The organism is Streptomyces sp. NPDC046900 (genome assembly GCF_040644975.1).
In the GTDB taxonomy this organism is placed as follows: domain Bacteria; phylum Actinomycetota; class Actinomycetes; order Streptomycetales; family Streptomycetaceae; genus Streptomyces.
The window spans coordinates 62,830-82,154 of the sequence record NZ_JBEYXD010000017.1; the positions used below are offsets into that span (position 1 = coordinate 62,830).

13 protein-coding genes are annotated in these 19,325 nt (G+C 71.9%); 6 read left to right on the forward strand and 7 right to left on the reverse strand.

The window, feature by feature from the left end; genetic code table 11:
• Positions 1 to 135 precede the first annotated feature (135 nt).
• Positions 136 to 1,071: a LysR family transcriptional regulator gene (locus ABZ904_RS19295; protein ID WP_361824574.1), complete on the forward strand. Its 936-nt coding sequence runs from the start codon at positions 136 to 138 to the stop codon at positions 1,069 to 1,071.
• 159 nt (positions 1,072 to 1,230) lie between these two features.
• On the opposite strand, the gene ABZ904_RS19300 is transcribed toward ABZ904_RS19295, so the two are convergent.
• Complete coding sequence (locus ABZ904_RS19300) at positions 1,231 to 1,629, reverse strand: nuclear transport factor 2 family protein (RefSeq protein ID WP_361824577.1); 399 nt, start codon at positions 1,627 to 1,629, stop codon at positions 1,231 to 1,233.
• Between the two features lie 335 nt (positions 1,630 to 1,964).
• Complete coding sequence (locus tag ABZ904_RS19305) at positions 1,965 to 2,684, reverse strand: hemerythrin domain-containing protein (RefSeq protein ID WP_361824580.1); 720 nt, start codon at positions 2,682 to 2,684, stop codon at positions 1,965 to 1,967.
• A 73-nt stretch (positions 2,685 to 2,757) separates the two neighbouring features.
• On the opposite strand from ABZ904_RS19305, the gene ABZ904_RS19310 reads away from it, so the two are divergent.
• Positions 2,758 to 3,381: a TetR/AcrR family transcriptional regulator gene (locus ABZ904_RS19310; RefSeq protein ID WP_360996434.1), complete on the forward strand. Its 624-nt coding sequence runs from the start codon at positions 2,758 to 2,760 to the stop codon at positions 3,379 to 3,381.
• Between the two features lie 90 nt (positions 3,382 to 3,471).
• On the opposite strand, the gene ABZ904_RS19315 is transcribed toward ABZ904_RS19310, so the two are convergent.
• From ABZ904_RS19315 to ABZ904_RS19335, 5 genes are all read right to left on the reverse strand, one after another.
• Positions 3,472 to 3,939 (reverse strand): SRPBCC family protein, encoded by a 468-nt coding sequence (locus ABZ904_RS19315; protein WP_360996437.1) that lies wholly within the window; start codon positions 3,937 to 3,939, stop codon positions 3,472 to 3,474.
• A 267-nt stretch (positions 3,940 to 4,206) separates the two neighbouring features.
• The gene (locus tag ABZ904_RS19320; protein ID WP_361824584.1) at positions 4,207 to 5,319 is read right to left on the reverse strand and encodes a glycoside hydrolase family 18 protein; all 1,113 of its coding nucleotides are present in this window, start codon (positions 5,317 to 5,319) and stop codon (positions 4,207 to 4,209) included.
• A gap of 240 nt (positions 5,320 to 5,559) precedes the next feature.
• Positions 5,560 to 9,489 carry a kelch repeat-containing protein gene (locus ABZ904_RS19325; RefSeq protein ID WP_361824587.1) on the reverse strand — a complete coding sequence of 1,310 codons (3,930 nt, stop codon included), beginning with the start codon at positions 9,487 to 9,489 and terminating at the stop codon, positions 5,560 to 5,562.
• 52 nt (positions 9,490 to 9,541) lie between these two features.
• On the reverse strand, positions 9,542 to 9,736 hold the full coding sequence (locus ABZ904_RS19330; RefSeq protein WP_360996446.1) for a hypothetical protein: 195 nt from the start codon (positions 9,734 to 9,736) through the stop codon (positions 9,542 to 9,544).
• A 101-nt stretch (positions 9,737 to 9,837) separates the two neighbouring features.
• Positions 9,838 to 12,771, reverse strand: coding sequence for an AAA family ATPase (locus tag ABZ904_RS19335; protein WP_361824590.1), 2,934 nt, complete (start codon positions 12,769 to 12,771; stop codon positions 9,838 to 9,840).
• Positions 12,772 to 13,502: 731 nt separating this feature from the next.
• On the opposite strand from ABZ904_RS19335, the gene ABZ904_RS19340 reads away from it, so the two are divergent.
• The 4 genes from ABZ904_RS19340 (at position 13,503) to ABZ904_RS19355 (ending at position 19,273) form a co-directional block, all read left to right on the forward strand.
• Positions 13,503 to 15,302: an HSP90 family protein gene (locus ABZ904_RS19340; RefSeq protein WP_361824593.1), complete on the forward strand. Its 1,800-nt coding sequence runs from the start codon at positions 13,503 to 13,505 to the stop codon at positions 15,300 to 15,302.
• Positions 15,299 to 17,389, forward strand: coding sequence for a hypothetical protein (locus tag ABZ904_RS19345; RefSeq protein ID WP_361824596.1), 2,091 nt, complete (start codon positions 15,299 to 15,301; stop codon positions 17,387 to 17,389). Before ABZ904_RS19340 ends, ABZ904_RS19345 begins: the two co-directional genes overlap by 4 nt.
• Before the next feature lie 283 nt (positions 17,390 to 17,672).
• Positions 17,673 to 18,536 (forward strand): hypothetical protein, encoded by an 864-nt coding sequence (locus ABZ904_RS19350; protein WP_361824599.1) that lies wholly within the window; start codon positions 17,673 to 17,675, stop codon positions 18,534 to 18,536.
• A gap of 371 nt (positions 18,537 to 18,907) precedes the next feature.
• Positions 18,908 to 19,273, forward strand: coding sequence for a peptidoglycan-binding domain-containing protein (locus tag ABZ904_RS19355; RefSeq protein WP_359392927.1), 366 nt, complete (start codon positions 18,908 to 18,910; stop codon positions 19,271 to 19,273).
• Positions 19,274 to 19,325 lie beyond the last annotated feature (52 nt).

Genomic DNA, 19,325 nt, shown 5'->3' on the forward strand with positions numbered 1-19,325 from the left:
GCCCGATGCCCCTCGCCACTCACCCGCACAACCGATCCGCGATCGGAAGCATCAAAGCGAGCACCATAGCCGGGGATCAAACAACCGCAGGGCCGCCCAGCCACAACCAATGGCTGTACCCCTAGGGTATCGGGCATGGACCTCGACACCGTGCGGACCTTCGTCGCCGCCGCCGACGGGGGGCGGTTCCAGGACGCCGCCGCCGAGCTGGCGGTCACCCAGCAGGCCGTCTCCAAGCGCATCGCCGCGCTGGAGCGCACCCTCGGCGTACGGCTGTTCACCCGCACCGCGCGCGGCGCCGAGCTCACCATCGACGGGCAGGCGTTCCTGCCCCACGCGCGCGAGCTGCTGCGGGCCGCCGAGCGCGCGATCGCGTCCGTGCACACCGGCCGACGTCCGCTGCGTGTCGACGTGATCGCCTCGCGCGGCGCGGCCTCGGGCCTGATGCGCGGATTCCACCGCGCGCACCCCGAGATCGACCTCGACGTGGTCATGCTGTTCGACATCGAGACGGCCGTCGCCGCCATCCGGTCCGGTGCGATAGACGCGTCCTTCCGCGCCGTGGCCGTGCCCGGCCGGCCCCTTCCCGAGGACATCGAGTCCGTCCGGGTGCTCGACGAGCCGCTCCAGCTCCTCACCGGTCCCGCGCACGCGCTGGCCGGCGCCCGGTCGGTGACCGTCGCTCAGCTCACCGGGCACCGGATCTGGATGCCCGGCATCGTCCCCGGTACCGAGTGGGCCGCCTACTACGACGACCTCGTCGCGGAGTTCGACCTCACCATCGAGGCGACCGGCCCCAACTTCGGCTCCGACGCGCTCCTCGACACCATCGCCGACACCCCGGCCCTGGCCACCTTCATGGGCGAGCACACCCGTCTGGTCTGGCCCGCCGGCCACGGCCTGCGCCGCATCCCGGTGACCGACCCGACGCCCGTCTACCCGCACTCGCTCCTCTGGCACCGCGACAACCCCCACCCAGCGCTGCCCACTCTCCGCGCCCACCTCGCCACCACGGCAGCCGGCCACGGCGCCGCCGGGACCTGGGCGCCGGACTGGGTACTTCCGAGCTGAACGCCGCCACGTCCTCGATCAAGGCAGCCGGCCACGATGAGGCGCTGAAACCGCGGCTGAGGACCGCACTTCGCAGCCACCGGAGGACTCACCAAAGATCTGCCCGCGCTCCGCTGACATCGGTCGGTCCCGGTCGTGAATACCCCAAGGCCCAGCCCGTCAGCCCGCGTAGGCCTCGGATACCTTGAGGGTGTCCTCGTAGAGGTACATCTTGACGATCTTGTCGTCTGCCACCTGGAGATGCATGGCAATGGGCATCTCGTAGGTTCGCCCCGTGCTCTTCGCGACGCGCGTGAACCGGCCCAGCATCACCGCGTGGTCGCCGTCCACCAGCAGGGCATCAACTTCGTCGACGTTCTTGTCCGGAACGATGTTGTCCACGAGGGTCCGGAGGTAGTCGGCCACGTCGCTGCCTTTGGAGCGCTTTCCCGTCCAGGGCAGCGACGGCGAGCCGGGAACGTACCAGTCGATGTCATCCGCGAACACCTCGGCGACCGCGTCCGGGTCTCCGGCAGCCAGCAGACGGAAGAACCTCTCTACAACCTCACGCGTTTCCATGATCTGGACCTTTCAGAACGGGGGCCTGGAGCGTCGCTCCAGGGCGATGGGCAGTACGCGAGTTGCCGGTTTCGTACTGCCCGTTGTGGCACGCAGGAGGCGGGGGCACTCATCGGGGAATCCGGACAGACAACTCATGCCATCGTGAGTGTCTCGAAGGGCTGCCGATGAGAGCCACCCAGGACCGGGATCACTCCACCGGGCCGCGGTCTGCCAGGCCCACCGGCGAGCCGCTGGTCACCACGGCCGGCCTGGGTGACGTAGGCGACCGCAACGGTGCGGTCGCCTCTGATCACGACGTCCGCTCCCGTCCGGCCACCCGACGGGAGCGGACGTCACGACCCGGTCCCGCGGAGGATCCGGAGGTCGTCCACCGCCTGGCGGCGCATGGCGGGGAGGAGTGGGCGTACCGGCTCCGGCAGGCCGGCGAGCACGAGCTCGACCTCGGCGGGCGTACCGACCTCATCGAGGAATCCGACCATCAGATGTCCGGCCACGGGCGGCGTAGTGGCGATCACCCGCTGCGAGAAGTCCGTCCATTCCGCGGGAGTTACGTGGTCGCGGAGCGCGGGGAAAAGAATCGGCTCTTCATGGGCCAGGTGGGCGTGCACCGTGTCGCGTACCGCGACAGCCGCGTCGTGCAGCGCGGCCCGGACTTCGCCGCCCGCGTCGCCTTCACCCTCGTCGGCGCCGGTTCGGCCTGCGGCAACGTCCTCACCGGCTCCGTTGTCGGGCCGGCTGTCGCTCACGGCCACGGCAGCCAGCCGATCGAGCGCCGCGTCCAGTCGCTCGTGCTCCTCGCTCAGCGCACCGAGCGCGGCCGCGGTGGCCGGCGCGGCCGCGACGATCCGCGGCCACAAGTCTTCGTCCTCGGTCTCGTGGTGGTGGCGCAGGTTCACGACGAGGAAGTCGCGCAGCTGCGCCAATGCGCCGAGCGGTACTGCGGGCTGAACGGCTGCCTCGGCCAGCAGGGCGGTGGCCACACGGTGCACCTCATGGGCGAGCCGGGTCTCGGTGACCGCCACGGTGGAGTCCTTGGGGGGATCTGTAAGCATGAAGTGCAATGTATTCATTAGAGATCTCTATAGTCAATAATGTCACGTACAGCGATGGCGATAGACTGCGGCGGTGACGACCCGGAAGTACAACTCGCCCCGCCGCGCGGACTCGGCCGCAGCGACTCGTGAGGCCATCCTGAGCAGCGCGCACGCACTCTTCCTGGCCCGCGGGTATGCCGGGGTGACCATCGGGGAGATCGCCGAGGCGGCGAAGGTCGCCGTGCCGACCGTGTACAGCAGCGCCGGGAACAAACCGAGCATTTTGACGGCCCTGCTGGAGCCGGCCCTCACGGACCCGGCCGTCGCCGGCACCCTGGCCGCGGTCGAGGCCAGCGACGACCCACGCGCCGTGATCGAGCTGACTGCCGAGGGGACCCGCCTCACACACGAACGCCACTGGGAGCTCGTGTACGGACTCTTCTACCGGAATCCGCCGGGGGAACCCGCCGTCAAGGCGGTACTGGACAGGGGGGCGGACGACTACGTCCAGGCCCTGACCCGCGTGGCCGATCGCCTCGTGGCACTCGACGGCCTCCGCGCCGAGGTCAGCCAGGCGGAAGCCGTCGACCTGCTCTTGTTCTACCTCGGCCCGCACGGCTGGATGACGCTCGTCGGCGAACGTGCCTGGTCCTTCGACCGGGCCCAGGCCTGGATCGCCCGTTCCGCCTGCCAGGCACTCCTCAAGGACTCCTGAGCGAAGTCCGTCGGGGATGCGCGTGAAGACGGATGTGCGTGCTCACGGCTCCTCGACGACGGGGCCCGGCTGGGGCACGGGCGAACTCGGTCAGTCGGCCGCTTCGACGTACGACGCCAGGTTGGCCAGCGAGGAGGCGATCCCGGCCTCGTGGACCGCCTGGTCGATGCCAGGTGGCACGTCCGTGGCGGTGACGGTCACCTCGGTCCCCTCACTGGAAGCAGTCAGGCGCCACGTCATCGTCATGGTGCCCGCATACGAGGGGTCGTCGGCCTCGAACACCGCCCGCTGCACCACGCGTTCAGGTGGCACCAGGTCGGCGAACTCGACGTCGACGACATCCGTCGCATCCGATGTCTTGCCGGGGCTGTCGGTGGGGTCGAGGTAGGTGAGGACCATGCGGAATCCGCCGCCGGGCCGGGGGTCCCACTGCTCGACCCGCCCGCGCATACCGTCCGGCGGCAGCCAGACCTCGAGGGACTCCCGGTCGAGGAGGGCGCCGTAGACCGTCGCCGGTGGCGCCGCGATCATCCGGCTGGCATGGTCGGTCCTTCGCATGGCCCGATTCTAGGACCGAGGTTCCCGCCAGGCCCATCCTCATCGACCAACCCGCCGAAAGAACCGGCCTCGAACCGGCACACGACCGACAAGTCGCATGACGCGGCGATCCAAGGGACTTGACGGGTGCTCAGGCCGAGTCCTGTGTGGTGCCGGCTCGTCGAGCCGGTCCCCTGACGGGACGTACCACGCACCACGACTGAAGACTGGCCGCCGCACGCTGGGCCGAGGGCCGGCGAACGCGTTCGGCACGGTCATACAAGCCGGTCAGCGGACCCAGCCCTCGCGGTACGCCGTCCAGTCCGTCTCCGTCGCGGCGAAGTCCACGTACAGGGCGACGCCGAATCGGGTGCGGTCCGCGTCCGTGCGGGAGAGGCCGAGGCGGGCGCCGCGGACGGCGGCGGTGACCGTTTCGGCGGACGCGTGATGGCCGATGTCGTCCTCGTGGTAGAAGGGCAGGCCGATCAGCAGGTCCGTCGAGGGCGGGGTGACTTCGAGGGCCAGGGAGGTCTGTTGGGCGACGTACCCTCCGTACAGGCTCTCCAGCGGCAGTGCCGTGTCGTACGACATCACCGCGATCTGGTCGACCCGGCGCGCGACTTGGCCGAAGTACTCCTGCGACCACCACTTGGGGTGTCCGGCCAGGCCGCCCGCCACGGAGTGGAGTGCGGGGAGAGGGTCGATCTGCGGGGCGGACACCGAGAGCGGGGCGTGGTCGGCCAGGGTGACCCGGTGCAGAGCGTCGAGGAGGGTCAGGTAGTTGCGGTCGCCGGAGTGCAGGGGCTCCAGGTCGAAGTGGGCGCCGTCGAAGCCGGCCGCCAGGACCTGACGGGCGGAACGCACCACAGCGGCCCGCGTCGCCGACCGCTCCAGTCGCATGCCGACCGGTCCCTCACTCGCGAGCTCGTCGCCGAGCCAGGCCTGGACGCGTACGCCGGGTAGCTCGCGGTGTACGGCCTTGATCAGCCACGGGGCGTTCTTGTAGGCCGACTCGGGGAGTGTGCCGTCGTGTTCCAGCGGGCCGGCATGCACGTACAGGTCGCGTATTCCGGTGTCGCGCAGGCGTCGCACGAGCGCATCGAGGTCCGTGTTGCTCTTGCGTCCGTCGACCCAGGCGTGGCCGAGCCAGAGGGCGTCCCGATTCCGGGTGTACGTCCCCGGCGCGAGGTCGCCCGCGTAGTTCAGCCGGAGGGCGACTGCGGCGGAAAGGGTGCACACGAGGAGGGCGAGCAGCATACCGAGGGCGATCCGCCGGGTCCAGCGAAGCCAGGCGCGACGGGGCGTACCGTTGCCGCGGAGCCGCCCGGCCGACCCTCGCCGGGGGCCGGCCTCAGCGCCGGACTCGTCCGTGAGTTCCTGACCCGTCCGCTCCGTGTCCATCCCCGTATCCCACTCACGCACTTGCGGACATCACCCTCGGGCTGTGACCGCAGGGGGCGGTCCGAGGTGGTCGAACAGGCGAGGAGTGCCTCTGGGTCGCGACGATAGCACGGTGATCAACTGTGGTGTCTCGACCGGCACTTCACGGTTCGCCGGCTCTCACCGGCACTGATCCCAGAACGGGGCTCCCGGTTTCCCGGGAGCCCCGTCAGGTCGTGCCGTTCGGTCAGCCGTCCGCGGTCAGTGCTTGCCGGTCACCTTCATCGTGGCGGCCAGCGCCGGAACGGCGTACGGCGAGTCGGTGCCGACGGTCAGCCCGCTCGTGTAGGTGCCGGCCTGGTCGACCTTGCCCGCGTCCAGGGTGACCCGCACCGTCACCGTGGCGCCAGGAGCGACGGTGACGGTGTGCGGCGCCGACAGCCAGGCGGCGGTACCGGAGCTGCCGCAGTCGCCGTACCCCGGCAGCTGCTCCACGCCGGTGACCGGGCGGTTGCCGCCATCCGCGCCGCCGACGACGTACAGTCCGCAGGCGCCGCTGCCGCGGTAGACCAGCGCGTTGGCCGCCGGCAGAGCCGACCAGGAGTTGGTGACCGGGTCGTACTCCTCGGCCTGGTTGGTCAGCTGTCCGCCGGTGACACCGCCGACCAGCTGCAGCCGCCCGCCGGAGGAGGCGGAGGCCATCGCCCAGTTCGGGTACGGCAGGTCCGCCCGCGCAGTCCACGCGCCGGTGGCCGGGTCGAAGACGTACGTCGCCGTCGTCTCCTCGCCGGTGACCGGGTCGGTTCCGCCCGCGCACACGACCTGGCCGTCGATGCCGGCGCAGGAGAACCACGAGTCGGTGATCGGGTAGTTCGCCACCTGGCTCCAGGCGTCGGCCCGGGGATCGTAGACGTAGGTCGCCTGCGAGGCCGGGACGCAGTTGCCGCCGCAGCCGGCGACCACGTAGAGCCGGCCGCCGAGGACCGCCGTACCGCCGGCGACGACGCCCGCGGGGAGCGACGCCACCGTGGACCACGAGTCGTGCTTCGGGTCGTAGCGGTATGCCGCGGCTGAGGCGTTTCCGGTGCCGTCCCAGCCGCCGACGACGTAGATCTCGCCGTCGACCGCCACCGCGCCGGGCTTCTCCAGCTTCTCCGGCATGTTCGCCAGCCGCTGCCAACCGCCGGTGGCCGGGTCGTGGACGTAGGCCTTGAACAGCATGTTCGCCCCGTCGGTCCCGCCGAAGGCGTAGACCTTGCCGTCGAGCGTCACCGTGCCGCTGTCCATGACCGGCGTCGGCAGGGCGTCGGCGATGGTCCACGCGGTGGCGCCACTCACGAGGGCCGCGTCGGTCGACCCGGTCGGTGTGGCAGCCGCGTGCGCCTTACCGGCGAGCAGCGACCCACGGGTGAAGCGGCCACCGACGTGCCGGACCGGTGCCCCGGTGCCGGGTTTGCGCGCCTGCCCCGGGGTCGAGTCCGGGGTGTACGAGCCGTCCTGCGGGTTGAGGACGACGTGGACGGGTGCCGTGCCGGTGTTGCGGAGCGTCACGGTCCGGGTCGTCGACCGGCCCAGCGGCTGGGTGACCCGCAGCGAGTCGCCAAAGACACTGATCCGGCCGGCGCCCAGGCGCCAGTCCTTCCGGGTGACCCGATCACGGGCGACGGAGACCTTCGCGGTCGAGCCCGTGTACGCGCCGTCGACGACCCCCAGCGTGGTCCGGCCGGAGCTGTCGGCGGCAGAAGCGGGCGCGAACAGTTCGTAGCTGCCGCCGGCCGTCGTGGCCGTCGGCGTGCCCGCCACGCTGACGCGGGCTCCGGAGAGTGCCTTGCCGGTGTTGGCGTCGTCGACGGTACCGGCCACGAGCCCACCGGCGGTGGCATCGCAGGAGCGGTTGCCGATGAAGACGTTGTCGACCTTCCAGAACCACGAGTGGACCGCGTCGTACCGGAACCGGACCTGCACGTCGCTCTTTCCGGCGGCCTGCGGGATCGCGACGACCTCGGGGCCGTAGGAGATCGTGCGGGACATGTGCCAGACCGAGGTCCAGGTCTTTCCGCCGTCGACGCTGACCTCGACGTAGGCGTTGGAGTTGTAGAGGGGTGACATGAAGGAGTTGTCGAAGGAGACGATCGGCGTGGCATCGCCGCTCAGGTCGAGCACCGGCGAGACCAGACTGGTCGTCTCGCGCGTGTCGTTGCCGCCGTTGCGGGAGTCGACCTCGGCGAACTGGCCGGTGCCACTGGTGTCGTTGCCGTAGTGACCCGGGTCGTCGAAGCGCCAGGTGACCCCGGAGCCGCTGGTGTCGGTGACGGTCCAGCCATCCTTCGGAGTGGCGCCGCTCCAGCCCTCGAAGTCGGTCGTGGTGCCGTTGTATCCGAAGTGGTAGCCGAGCGTGGTGCAGGCGCTCGCGTCAACGGACAGCGACACGTCGTGGCGTACGTCGCCGGAGCCGACGGCGACCGTGTCGTCCGCCGCCTTGTAGCCCGGCAGGGTCGCCGAGACGTGCAGCTTGTACTTCCCGTCGTCCGGCAGCCGGACGGCGTACCGGCCGCTGACCGGGTCGGTGTCGACCGCGCCGCCGGGGTAGCCGTCGACGGTGACCGTCGCGGCGACCGGCCAGCCGTGGCCCGAGGCGTCGGTGACGGTACCGGAGACGACGTGGGTGGGCAGGGCGCGCAGCGTGAACGACTTCTTCGCCGTGAGCCCCTCGGTCACCTTCAGCGTGGTGGTGGCCGTCGCGTAGCCGAACTGCGCGACGGTCAGGGTGTAGTCGCCCGGTGCGGGCGCGAGTGTGTAGCTGCCCGACGCACCGGTCGTGGCGGTGTAGCTGCGGCCGTCCGCGTCCGTGGCGGTGACCGAGGCGCCCGAGACGGGCCCGTTGGCCGTTCCCAAGCCGGTGCCGCGCACGGTACCCGTGACCAGACCGTGCGGGCCCTGGCGGAATGCGCCGACACCGACGGGCGAGCCGAGCCCGGTAGGGCCGTCCCAGCCCGTGCGGGCGTTGCAGAGCTGGTTGCCGCAGTAGCCGTCGGAGCCGGCGGTGACGTCGGTGAGGTCACCGGCGTTCGTGTCGGCGTACGGGTAGGTCACCGGGTAGGTGCCGGGCGTCGGGGCGCCCGCGAGCGCGTACATCGCGGCGACGAGCGGCGACGAGAGCGACGTGCCGCCGACCTGGAGCCAGCCGCCGACCGCGGGGCTCGAGTTGTAGATGCCGAGGCCGGTGGCCGGGTCGGCGTCCGCGGAGACGTCGGCGATGGCACGCCTGTCGCAGCCGGTGTCGATGCCCTGCTGGTACGCCGGCTTCGGCTCGACGCTCGAGCAGCCCGAGCCACCCTTGCCCCAGGCCGCCTCGGTCCAGCCGCGGGCGGTGGTGCCGTCGCGGGTCAGCGTCGTCCCGCCGACGGCGACAACGTTCCCGTTCGACGCAGGCCAGTTGACGATGTTGCCGTAGTCGCCGCTGGATGCGGTGACCGCGATGCCGGGGTGGTCGTAATAGTGGTCATACGCCGTCGCGAGGCTCCCCCCCTCGCCGGGGATGCCGTAGGAGTTGGAGATGGCCACCGGGTGGTGGGAGGCGGCGGTGTCCGCGGCCTGGCCCAGGTCGTCGATGCCGGCGGAGTCGGCCTCGACGAGCAGGATGTGGCACGCCGGGCAGGCGGCGGAGACGGCGTCGAGGTCGAGCGCGGTCTCCATGGACCAGTCGGCGTCCTCGGGCGGCAGGTTGTGGCCGCCGTTCTGGTCGAGCTTGGTGAAGCAGCCGTTCGCCGTCGTGCACGCGGGAAGGCCGTAGGTGCTGCGGTAGACAGCCAGATCGGCCTCGGCGTTCGCGTAGCCGCCGGCGTCGACGATGGCGACCGTCTCGCCCGAGCCGCCCGTGGGCAGGTCGTAGGCCGCCCTCACATCGTTCGGGGTGAGGGCGGTGGCGGGCGGGGTGGACGAGCCCGCGGCCAAGGCGCCATGAGTGTTGGTCACGCCCATGAGGTCGCACGTGGCGTAGGGCGCGTCACCCTTCCGCTCGGAGGCGGGTACGGGGACGGCGCACGCGGCGGGCTTGTAGCCCGCCGTGCTCTTCGGGGTGCCGCCGCTCGCGGTGGGCGCTGCCTGCGCCGGGGCGACGGCCGTCAGACCGGACGCCACGGCACAGGCGACCGCCAGCCCGGCGGCCCATATGCGTAGTCGTGTGTACATCACTCTCCACGGAAGTGTGCGTCGGCCGGGCCGACTTGAGTCGGGCTGCTGGTCAGACCGGCCGGTACTCCACGCCCGGCTTCCGTCGGCCCTCACGCGGCCGGTCCGCGCTCGCCGCCGGGGCCGGATCGACGGCGGTGTCCTCACCGTCGTCGGAGTCCTCGGTGATGGACGTCTCGAGGGATCCGTCGATGGGGCCGACCGCCGGCTCCTCGCCGGACCGTTCGGCGCCGTTGCCAGAGGTCATCTCGGCTGCTCCGTTCTGTCCCAGAGCCAGCAGTGAACGTCGCGCGGCGGGAAGGCGGCAATGCGCAGAACTACCCGGGAAACTCCCGTGGCTATGGGCGGCTACCCCGTCAATGTCGGTGGCTGCGGCGCGTTCCCCGGCAGCGGTACGTCACCGGACTCCACCGCGACGACGGCGAGCGCGGTGCGCGAGGGCGCGCCCCGTTTGCGCATCGCGGAGAGGACGTGCTTCTCGACGGTGCGGGGCGAGAGCCCGAGGACGCGGGCGATCTGTGCGCTGGTCCGGCCCTCCACGAGCAGGCGCACCACGTCGAGTTCGCGCGGCGAGAGCCGGTCTCCGTAGCCGGGCCGGCCCACCCGCGCTCCGATTCTGACTCCCACGTCCGCGAGGCTGTGCCGCACCCGGTCCGCGTCCCCTGTCGCGCCGAGGCCGGTGAGGCCGTCGAAGACCTCGCGGAGCACATCGACGGCCCGGTCCCGCTCGCCGCCGGCGAGGCGACAGCCGGCCGCCGCCTCACGGGCCAGCAGGGCGTCGTACGGTCTTGGCAGGGCGGCCCAGGCGGCGCCCGCCTCCTCGAAGTGCCCGGCGGCGCCCGCGAGGTCACCGCCGGCGCGCGCGAGCAGGGCCGCGATCAGCAGGCGGGCTGCCGTCGCCACCGGCGCGTCCAGGCCGCAGGTACCCGTCTCGAAGGCCCGGGCCGCGCGGGTGGCCTCCCCGACGCGCCCCTCTTCGAGCAGCGCGCGGACCCGGAGCGGGGCGATCTCGGCGGCCCAGAGCCAGAGTCCCTTGGCCTCGACGAGCCGCCAGGCGGCATCGGTCGCGGCCAGTGCCTCCCCGGGGCGGCCGGCGGCGATCGCCAGCCGGGCGCGCACGGCGGAGGGGTCGCGTGACCCGTCGACGGGGCCGCGCGGACGCTCGACCGCGATCGCGGCGCGCACCAGCTCCCGTGCCCGACGGTGATCGCCGCGCGCGGCGTCGAGCAGACCGGCCAGCAGCAACGCGTCGGCACGCAGCACGGGTTCGTCGGCGTCGAGGGCCGAGGCCGCCCACTCCATCGGGCCCGTCCAGCCGCCGGTGAGCCAGTCGAGGTGAGCGAGGGTCGCCGTGACGAGGTCGCGCAGGCGCAGGTGCTGGTGCTGCTCGGCCAGGGCGGCGGCCGCATCGAGCCGGCGCCGGGCGTCGTCGTAGCGGCCCCACAGCATCGCCGCCTCACCCAGGTTGGCGAACCCGCGGGCGCGCTGCAGCACCTCGCCGGGGGTCTCTCCCTCGGCCGGCAGCTCGCGCGCCGCCGCCCAGCCGGCGGGGTCGCCGAGTACCAGGAGCGTGGCGGCGCGGTCCATGAGAAAGGCGAGCCGCTCCTCGGGCGACGGATCTGGCCGGGCCTCGATGAGACGCCCGGCGTGCTCCAGCCAGGAACGGTGATGCGCCGCGGGCCGCGTGGTACCGACCGGGCGAGCGAGCATCATCATCGCGTGGACCGCGGCGACCGGCCGGACCTGGACCAGCCCCGGCACGGCCCGCTCCATCTCGACCGAGGCGGCCTCCACGTCACCGACGTGGAACATCAGCCGCGCCAGCTGCCAGGTGGCCTCGGTCCGCTCCTCCGGGGTGAGGTCGCCTGCGGCGGTCTCGCGCAGCACGGTGACGAGTTCGCGCAGCGGCCCGTTACCGGGTGCGGCGTACAGCGGCATGCGCCGCACCAGAGGGGACACCGCCGCGCCGCGGACGGCACCGCCGGTGAGGAGGTCGAGGAGCAGTCCGAACGCCGTACGCGGGTCGCCCGACGAGATCGCATGGTCCGCCGCCTGCTCTGCGTACGCCGCCCAGCGTCCCGGGTCTCCCGCCTCCCGGAAGTGCCGGGCCAGCTCGGCGACGCGGCGCACCGGCTCGCGGTCGAGTGCTTCCCCTGCACGGCGGTGGAGACGGCTGCGCTCCCCGGCGCCGAGGGCGTGGTAGACGCTGCGCGCGGCCAGCATGTGACGGAACCCGACCCGGGCGTCGCGGTCCTCGTGCAGCAACCCGCCGGCGAGCGCCTCGACCAGACCGTTCTCCGCCTCTGGCAGGGGTATGCCGGCGACCTCGGCGACCAGCGCCGGCGACCGCTCCCCCTCGAGGACGGCGAGCGCGGCCAGCGCCGCGCCGGCCGCGGGGCCGAGGCGGGAGGTCCGCTCGAGCACGGCGTCGCGGATGCTGGGCGGCACGTCGAGCTCCGCGACGTCGCGCCGTAGCCAGGCGCCGTCCTCACAGACCAGGTCCGCGCGGTCGTAGAGCAGGCGGACGGACTCCTCGATCGCGAGCGGCAGCCCGTCGGTGTGGCCGTGGAGGAATTCGGCGAACTCCACCGAGACCGGCTCCCCGCCGAGCATCGAGGACACCAGGTCCGCCGTTCCGGCGGTGGTGAGGGGCCCCGGTTCCAGGCGGGTGACGCCGGCCTGGGCGACCAGCCGGCGCAGCAGCGACTCCGGACGCACGTCCTCGGGTCGGTAGGTGAGGACGAGGCGCGGGCTCCGCTCCCGCCGGGCCCGCAGGAACAGCAGCAGTTCGAGCGTGGTCTCGTCGGCCCAGTGGGCGTCCTCCACCACGAACAGCCCGACGCCGAGGGCGTCGATCAGTTCGACGAGCGCGCGGAGCAGGCGGTGCCGGGCGGCCGCGGCGTCGGGCAGTGGCTCGGGCGCAGGCGGCAGTTGCCCGGCCCACTCCGGAAAGACCGGCCGCAGCGCCCCCGCCAGCCCGGTGAGCGGCAGACCGGCGACACGGTCGGCCAGCCGGCGTACGGCGTCGACGACCGGGCCGAGCGTGTACGGCTCCCGGAACGGCGGGCAGACGGCGACCAGCGCCGTCTCCGGACGCCGCCGCTGGAGCTCGTGGAGCAGCCGGGTCTTCCCTATCCCCGCCTCACCCGCGACCACGACGAGACCCGGCCGCCCGTCGAGGGCCTGGTCCAGCAACGAAAGGTCGCGGTCGCGGCCGACGAGGCGGGGCACACCGAGGTCAGGCCGGCGGGTCGGTACGCCGTCACACTCCGCTGCAGTCATCTCCGACTCCGATCCGGCCCGTTGGACTCATTCTGCCGGGCGCCCCTTCGGCCCTCGTCCTGGCGTTCTGTGCGCTCAGTTCGCGCGGATCCCCCGCTCGAGGCAACTGGGTGAGCGGAGATTCCGATGGCCGGTGCAGCGCCGCCGTACAGTAACGCGCTTCCGGCCCCGGCGGGACCGCCAGTGCCAGAGGCGGCGCCGGCCGTGGCCTGCGGCGCGCAGGGCGGCCAGGGTCTGGACGGGCGGGGCGCGGGAGACGAGGACTGCGGATGCGATCCGCCACACGCAAGCCTCTCGAGCCCGTACGCCCGGGCGTCTTCGGTGGTCAATGCCGCGTCGCCGGAGCGGACGTGGCGCGCCGTGCGCACCACCCGCGGGTTTCCGTGAGTGCGGGCGGTGACCCTGATCGATCACACAAGGGACTGTGGGTGCCAGGTACCCGCGTCCGCAGAGGCGGTGAGGCGGTGAGGCGGTGAGGCGGTGAGGCGGTGAGGCGGTGAGGCGGTGAGGCGGTGAGGCGGTGAGGCGGTGAGGCGGTCGAGGATCCAGTCCGGCGTGCCCGGTGAATTCCCTTGCGGCCGCAGGACGGCGTGCGGACGCGGATCCGGAGGCGGCCCGGGCGTGCGTACGGACGTCGCGGTGAACCCCCTGATCGGCCTGTGGACGATATTCGTTCTGCGGTGTCAGTCCCGCGTCCTAAGGTGCTGCCCAGTCCAGGATGGGGAGAGTCCGTGAACCAAACCTTCCGCGTCGATCTGCGCGGAATCGTAGATCTGCTGAGCCACCACCTCTACACCAGCCCGCAGGTCTACGCCCGCGAGCTGCTGCAGAACGCAGTGGACGCGATCACCGCCGCGCATGGTCCCGACGCCGCTGCCCGCGGGCGCGGCCGGATCGTCGTCTCATCCGCCGACTCCACCGGTGACGGCTCCCTGACCATCAGCGACAACGGAATCGGGCTGACCGAGGCGCAGGTCCACGAGTTGCTGGCCACCATAGGCCGCAGCTCCAAGCGGGACGAGCTCGGTTTCGCCCGGCACGAGTTCCTCGGCCAGTTCGGCATCGGACTGCTGTCCTGCTTCATGGTCTCGGACTCCATCGAGGTGGCCACGCGTCGTGCCGACGAGCCCACCGTGCTGTGGCACGGCCGCTCCGACGGCAGCTACACGGTGCGCCCGGCCCCGCCCGGGGACGAGCGTGCCGAGCCGGGCACCACCGTCACGCTGCGCCCGCGCCCCGGCTGCGAACACCTGCTCACCCGCGACGCCGTCGCCGAGCTGGTGACCCACTACGGTGCCCATCTGCCGCACACCGTCACCGTGGACGGCATGGAGATCACCGGCGGCCCGGCGCCCTGGGACCGCCCAGAGGGCGAGGATCCGGCACAGCGCCGCGCGCGGCTGGAGGCCTACTGTGAGCAGGTCTTCGGCTTCACCCCCTACGACGTGGTGGACCTGGCCGCCGCCGAGGCGGGCCTGCGCGGCGTCGCCTTCGTCCTGCCCATGCCCGCCAATCCGGCGGTGCCCGCCGCGCACCGCGTCTACCTCAAGCAGATGCTGCTGTCCGAGGGCGCCGAGCGGCTGCTTCCGGAGTGGGCCTTCTTCGTACGATGCGTCGCGGACACCGCGGAACTCCGCCCCACCGCGAGCCGGGAAGCCCTCTACGAGGACTCGCTGCTGGAGAGCACGCGCGACAGCCTCGGCGACGAGCTGCGTGCATGGCTGGTCCGCCTCAGCCGGCAGGACCCGGCCCGGCTGCGCGAGTTCCTGCGCGTTCACCATTTGGGCGTGAAGGCGCTGGCGCTGCACGACGACGAGATGCTCCGGCTGGTCACGGACTTCTGGCCGATGGAGACCAATGTCGGCCCGTTGACCCTCGCCGAGTTCCGGGAGCGGTACGGCGTGCTGCGGTTCACCCCTCTGGTGGACGAGTTCCGTCAGCTGGCCCCTGTCGCGGCGGCCCAGGGCCTCGCCGTCGTCAACGCCGGTTATGTGTACGACGCCCAGATCATCGACCGGCTGGTCACGGTGGACCGGGAGCTGGAGGCCGAGACGCTGCGCGCGGCGGATCTGGCCACGCACCTGGAGCGGCTGACCGCAGCCGACGAACGGGCCATCGCCCCTGCCCTGGCCGCATCGGACCGCGTCCTGGCGCGGCTCGGCTGCGACCTGCTCGTACGGTCCTTCGAGCCGTCCGGGCTCCCGGCGCTCTATCTGCTCGACGACGACACGGCGTTCCAGGTGGACCTGCGCGAGGCCAAGGAGCAGGCGGACGACGTCTGGTCGTCGATCCTCGGCAGTTTCCAGACCACCGAGGCCCCCCGCCCCCGTCTCGTGCTCAACCACCGCAACGCACTCGCCCGCCAAGTGCTGGCGCTGGACGACGCCGAACTCCGTGCGACCTGTCTGGAGGGCCTGTATGTGCAGGCCCTGCTCCTCGGGCATCATCCGCTGCGCCCGGCGGACACCGCCGTCCTCAACCAGTCCTTCCTCGGCCTCATCGGCCGCGCCGTCGCCGGAGGTGCCCGGTGAGCCACACAGAGCAGGAGCTGCGCAAGCTCTACCACGACACCTTCAGCATGCCGAAGGGCGCGGCGAAGTTCGCGGCGCTGGAGGAGGTGATGCGCCACGCGGACGCGCTCGGCCTGGTGGAGTTCGCCTTCGACGTACGGATGCAGGCGACGTCGGTGTTCCAGCACAGCTGGGTGCCGGCCAAGGCGTTCCTTTCCTACTCCTGGTGTCTGGCGGCGTACGACCGTGAGCCCGAGCGTTTCGGAGCGCGGGCCGAACACCGGTTGCTGTGGAACATCAAGTGGATGATCTACAGCGTCCATCAGTTCCCGGAGGTTCCGCTGCAGCGCGCTTTCGACCTGCTGGACGACATGGAGCGCCGCTACCGGCGGGGCGGCCACAGCATGCACGCGGTGCTGCAGCACCGGGGGCTGGTCGCGGAGAGCGTGGGAGAACTGGAGCAGGCCCAGGAGTTCTACGAGCGGATGGACCGCACCCGGCGCGACTCGCTGTCCGACTGCGCAGGCTGTGTCCCGAGCAGTCAGGTGCGCACCCTGGTCGCGCTGGGACGGGACGAGGAGGCGATACGGATCGGGGAGCCCGCCCGAACCTCGTTCTGCAGCGAGCAGCCCCAGTGGATCAACTCCGAGCTGCTGCTGCCGTACGTGCGCACCGGCCGCGGGGAGCAGGCACTCGAGGCGCACCGCAGTGCGTATCGACGGATCCGGGACAATCCGCACCACCTGGCCGAGCTCGCACTGAATCTGCGGTTCTGCGTGCACACCGGCAACGCGGGCCGCGGCCTCGACCTGATCGAGCGCCATCTGCCCTGGCTGGGCCAGGCCCGGACACCGCTGGCGGAAGCGGAGTTCGCGGCTGCGGCCGTGGCCGTCCTGACCGCACTGGAGAACCAGGGCGAGGGCGAGCTGCTCCTGCGGTTCCCGGCCGCGGAGGGCCGGCGCCGCCCGGACACCAGCGTCACCGCCCTCGCCGCGGAACTACGTGAACGGGCCCTGGACATCGCTGCCCGGTTCGACACCCGCAACGGCAACGACTACCAGAGCAACCGGATCCGGCGGTGGATGGCGGCCGGGCCGATCGGTGAGTCCGTACCCATGTCAGTGTTCTCCGTGCGGGCGCACACGCCCGGCGGCGATCGCGTCCGGGGGCTGATCGAAAAGGTGGCCGCCGCAACCGCCACGGGTGACGCCGAGGGCGCGGCCCGTGCGCGACTCGCCGCAGCCGAAGCCCTGCTGGAGGCCGAGCGTCCGGCGGAGGCAGTGGAAGCGGCGGAGGAGGCGATCCGCGAGCTGGAACGCCTCGGCATGACCGGGGACGCCACCCGGTGCCAGGTGCTGCTGGCCCGCGCCTACGAACAGGACGGCCATCGGGCCGAGGCCGTCCGCCGGCTGCGGGAGTTGCTGGAGAAGCAGCACGGGGACCTCCCCGGATCGCCCGACCGCCCGGAGTGGGAGGCCACGCTCGGCGAGTGGCTGAGGTACGGCCCGGAGGCGTCACGCTGGTACGCCTCGGCGGCACAGGGCTTCGCCGCCTCCGGACGCACCGCGGAGCGGCTGTCCGCGCTACGGCGGGCCCTGCTGTGCAACCCCGCCCCCACAGCGGTGGCCGAGCTGCTGGCCGAGGCGGAGTCGGCACTGGCCGAGCCGGGCACACCGGTCGAGTCGAGGGCCGGACTCCTGCACGCCTGCGCCCGGATGCTGCACCACGACGGGCGACTGACGGAAGCCGCGACGCACCTGGCGACCGCCCGTGATCTCCTCGCCGGGGCTTCGGCCGCGCAGTCCGCGCAGTCCGCGCAGTCCGCGGAGACCGCGGAGACCGCGGAGACCGCGGAACTGCTCGGCGAGATCCTGACCGCACTCGCCGGCGTCCGCCTGCGTCTCGGTGCCCCGGACGCAGCCGAGGAAGCGGCCCGCGCCGCACTGGACCTGACGACGGACCCCGACGACCCCTGGAACGAGGCCCGCTGGAACGCGGTCGTCGTGCTGGTCCGATCCCTGCGCGCACGCGGTGCGCGGACCGAGGCCGAGCAGCTGATGGCCGATCATGGGCTGGACGAGGAGGACCTGGACGAGTGGGACGGCTGACCGTTCCCACCAGCTGATCGGCCGACGACGACCGACGGGCCGGGCTCGGGCCGCGGGAAGAGCATGCACAGCATCATCCGGCGGCAGCGGTGCGAGGGCGGAGTGGGCCGGGCTGGCCTCCAAGAGGCCGTCCGGCTCACAGCCCTGTATTCGAACCGGAGGTCACCACGCTGCATCGTCCTGTCGGGTCTCCCGCCCCACCGGCCGCCGCCTGGTGAGCCTTCGTGTCCCATCTCTATATTGGCCAGCCGGCGCCGGTACGGGGACGGGGGATCGAGTGCTCATGCGATCACGCGGGACACGTGGAGCGGTGGTGGCCGTGTTCTGCGCTGTGGCCGTCCTGTTGCTCGGGGCATGCGGGACACAGGTGGCCGGGCAAGGGGGGACGATCGCGCCGCCGACGGCGACCGGGCCGATCCCGTGGACCACGGCGCAGCCGGCCGCGGTCACCGGAGCCCGCCTCGGCGACGACCACCGCACGTTGCTCCTCGACACACAGGTCCCCAGTGGCAAGCACCCGTGTGTGCGAGACCTCAAGGCGGTACTCACAGACCCCATGACAGACCTTGCGCGGGTCCAGATCACTTTCTCTTCCCCGTCGGGGGACACCCGGTCCGGGTGCACCGGCGAGAGCACCGCCACGGTGCGACTCGAACTGCCCGAGCCGTTGGGCGGCCGGGACGTGATCGTCGATGACTACGTGCGCTTCACCGTGGACGGCGCCAAGCCGCCCGCGTTGCGGCTGTGCGGCGAGCTGGGTTGCCACCCGCCTGCCACCGGCTGTACCGCTGCCTCCTACGACCAGGCGTTGATGGCGGTCGACGCGCCCGAGCACACGTACAGGGACTCGGAGCGCTGCGACGGGAAGTGGCTGGTGTTGGACTTCTCCTGGCGCACGGGACCGGCCTGCGACGATACGACGGACCCCGCCTGCTCGTCCCGGCTCGGCGACCGTTGGTTCTTCCGAGCGGAGAAGTCCGGCTGGAAGCCGATAGCCGAAGGCGCGGCCGGAGGTTGCCAGAACGTGCAGCGCAAGGAGCCCGCCTTTCCGTCCAGCATGTGTGACGCACTGGCTCCCCTGTCCCCCTCGCTGCACCCGAGCTACCCTCCCCCGTCCGCCTCCCCCACCCCGACGCCGGCCTCGTGAGCCGTCGGCTCACGCTGAGTGGTCAGCGCACTGGAGGTATTGCTCGAGCCGCTCAGTACGCAACCCAGTAGGGCGGTTCGGCAGTTGCGGGATACGGGGCCCACCCTCGTTTCGCCCGCGCCGAGTTCGTCGTAGCCGGCGCCTGTGCCCTGCACCGCCTGGTTCGGTAAGCAGGCACGAGCCGAAATTCGCTCCGTGCGCTCCTCACTCCACTGTCCGGCCTGCTCACCCCGATCGAAGGCCGGCGCAAAAGTCCCACGTCACGCTGCGATCACACCGTCGCAAACTCGCGGGCTTCGCTGAACGCAGGGAGGATGGGCCGTATCCATCACCCCGGCCGCCCAGTGGGCGGCCGGGCCGGAAGGAGCAGCATGAAACAGCGCAGACTGGTCACCTTGGGCGCGGCACTGTGCACCGCCACCTCCCTGGGTCTGGCTGTGCCACAGGTCGCCACGGCCACCAGCACGAACTGTTCCTACGTCTCGTCGACTTTTCGGCCCGTGCTTACGTACGGTGACGCCGGTGCGGCGGTCCGGCAGGCCCAATGCCTGAGCAACGTGTGGGGAGGACTGCCGCCGAAGCTGGCCGTCGACGGGGTCTTCAACTCCGTGATGCTGAAAAAGATCAAGTGGATCCAAGGCTGCCACGGTCTGCCGGAGAACGGTCTCATCGAGGCGCGCACCTGGCAGGTGCTTTACCACCCGGCTCTCGACTGCTACAACCCTTATCCGGCCTGAGCAACCCGTCGCCGGCCCAGCCGCCGACAGCCGGTCGAACGGGCCTGACCGG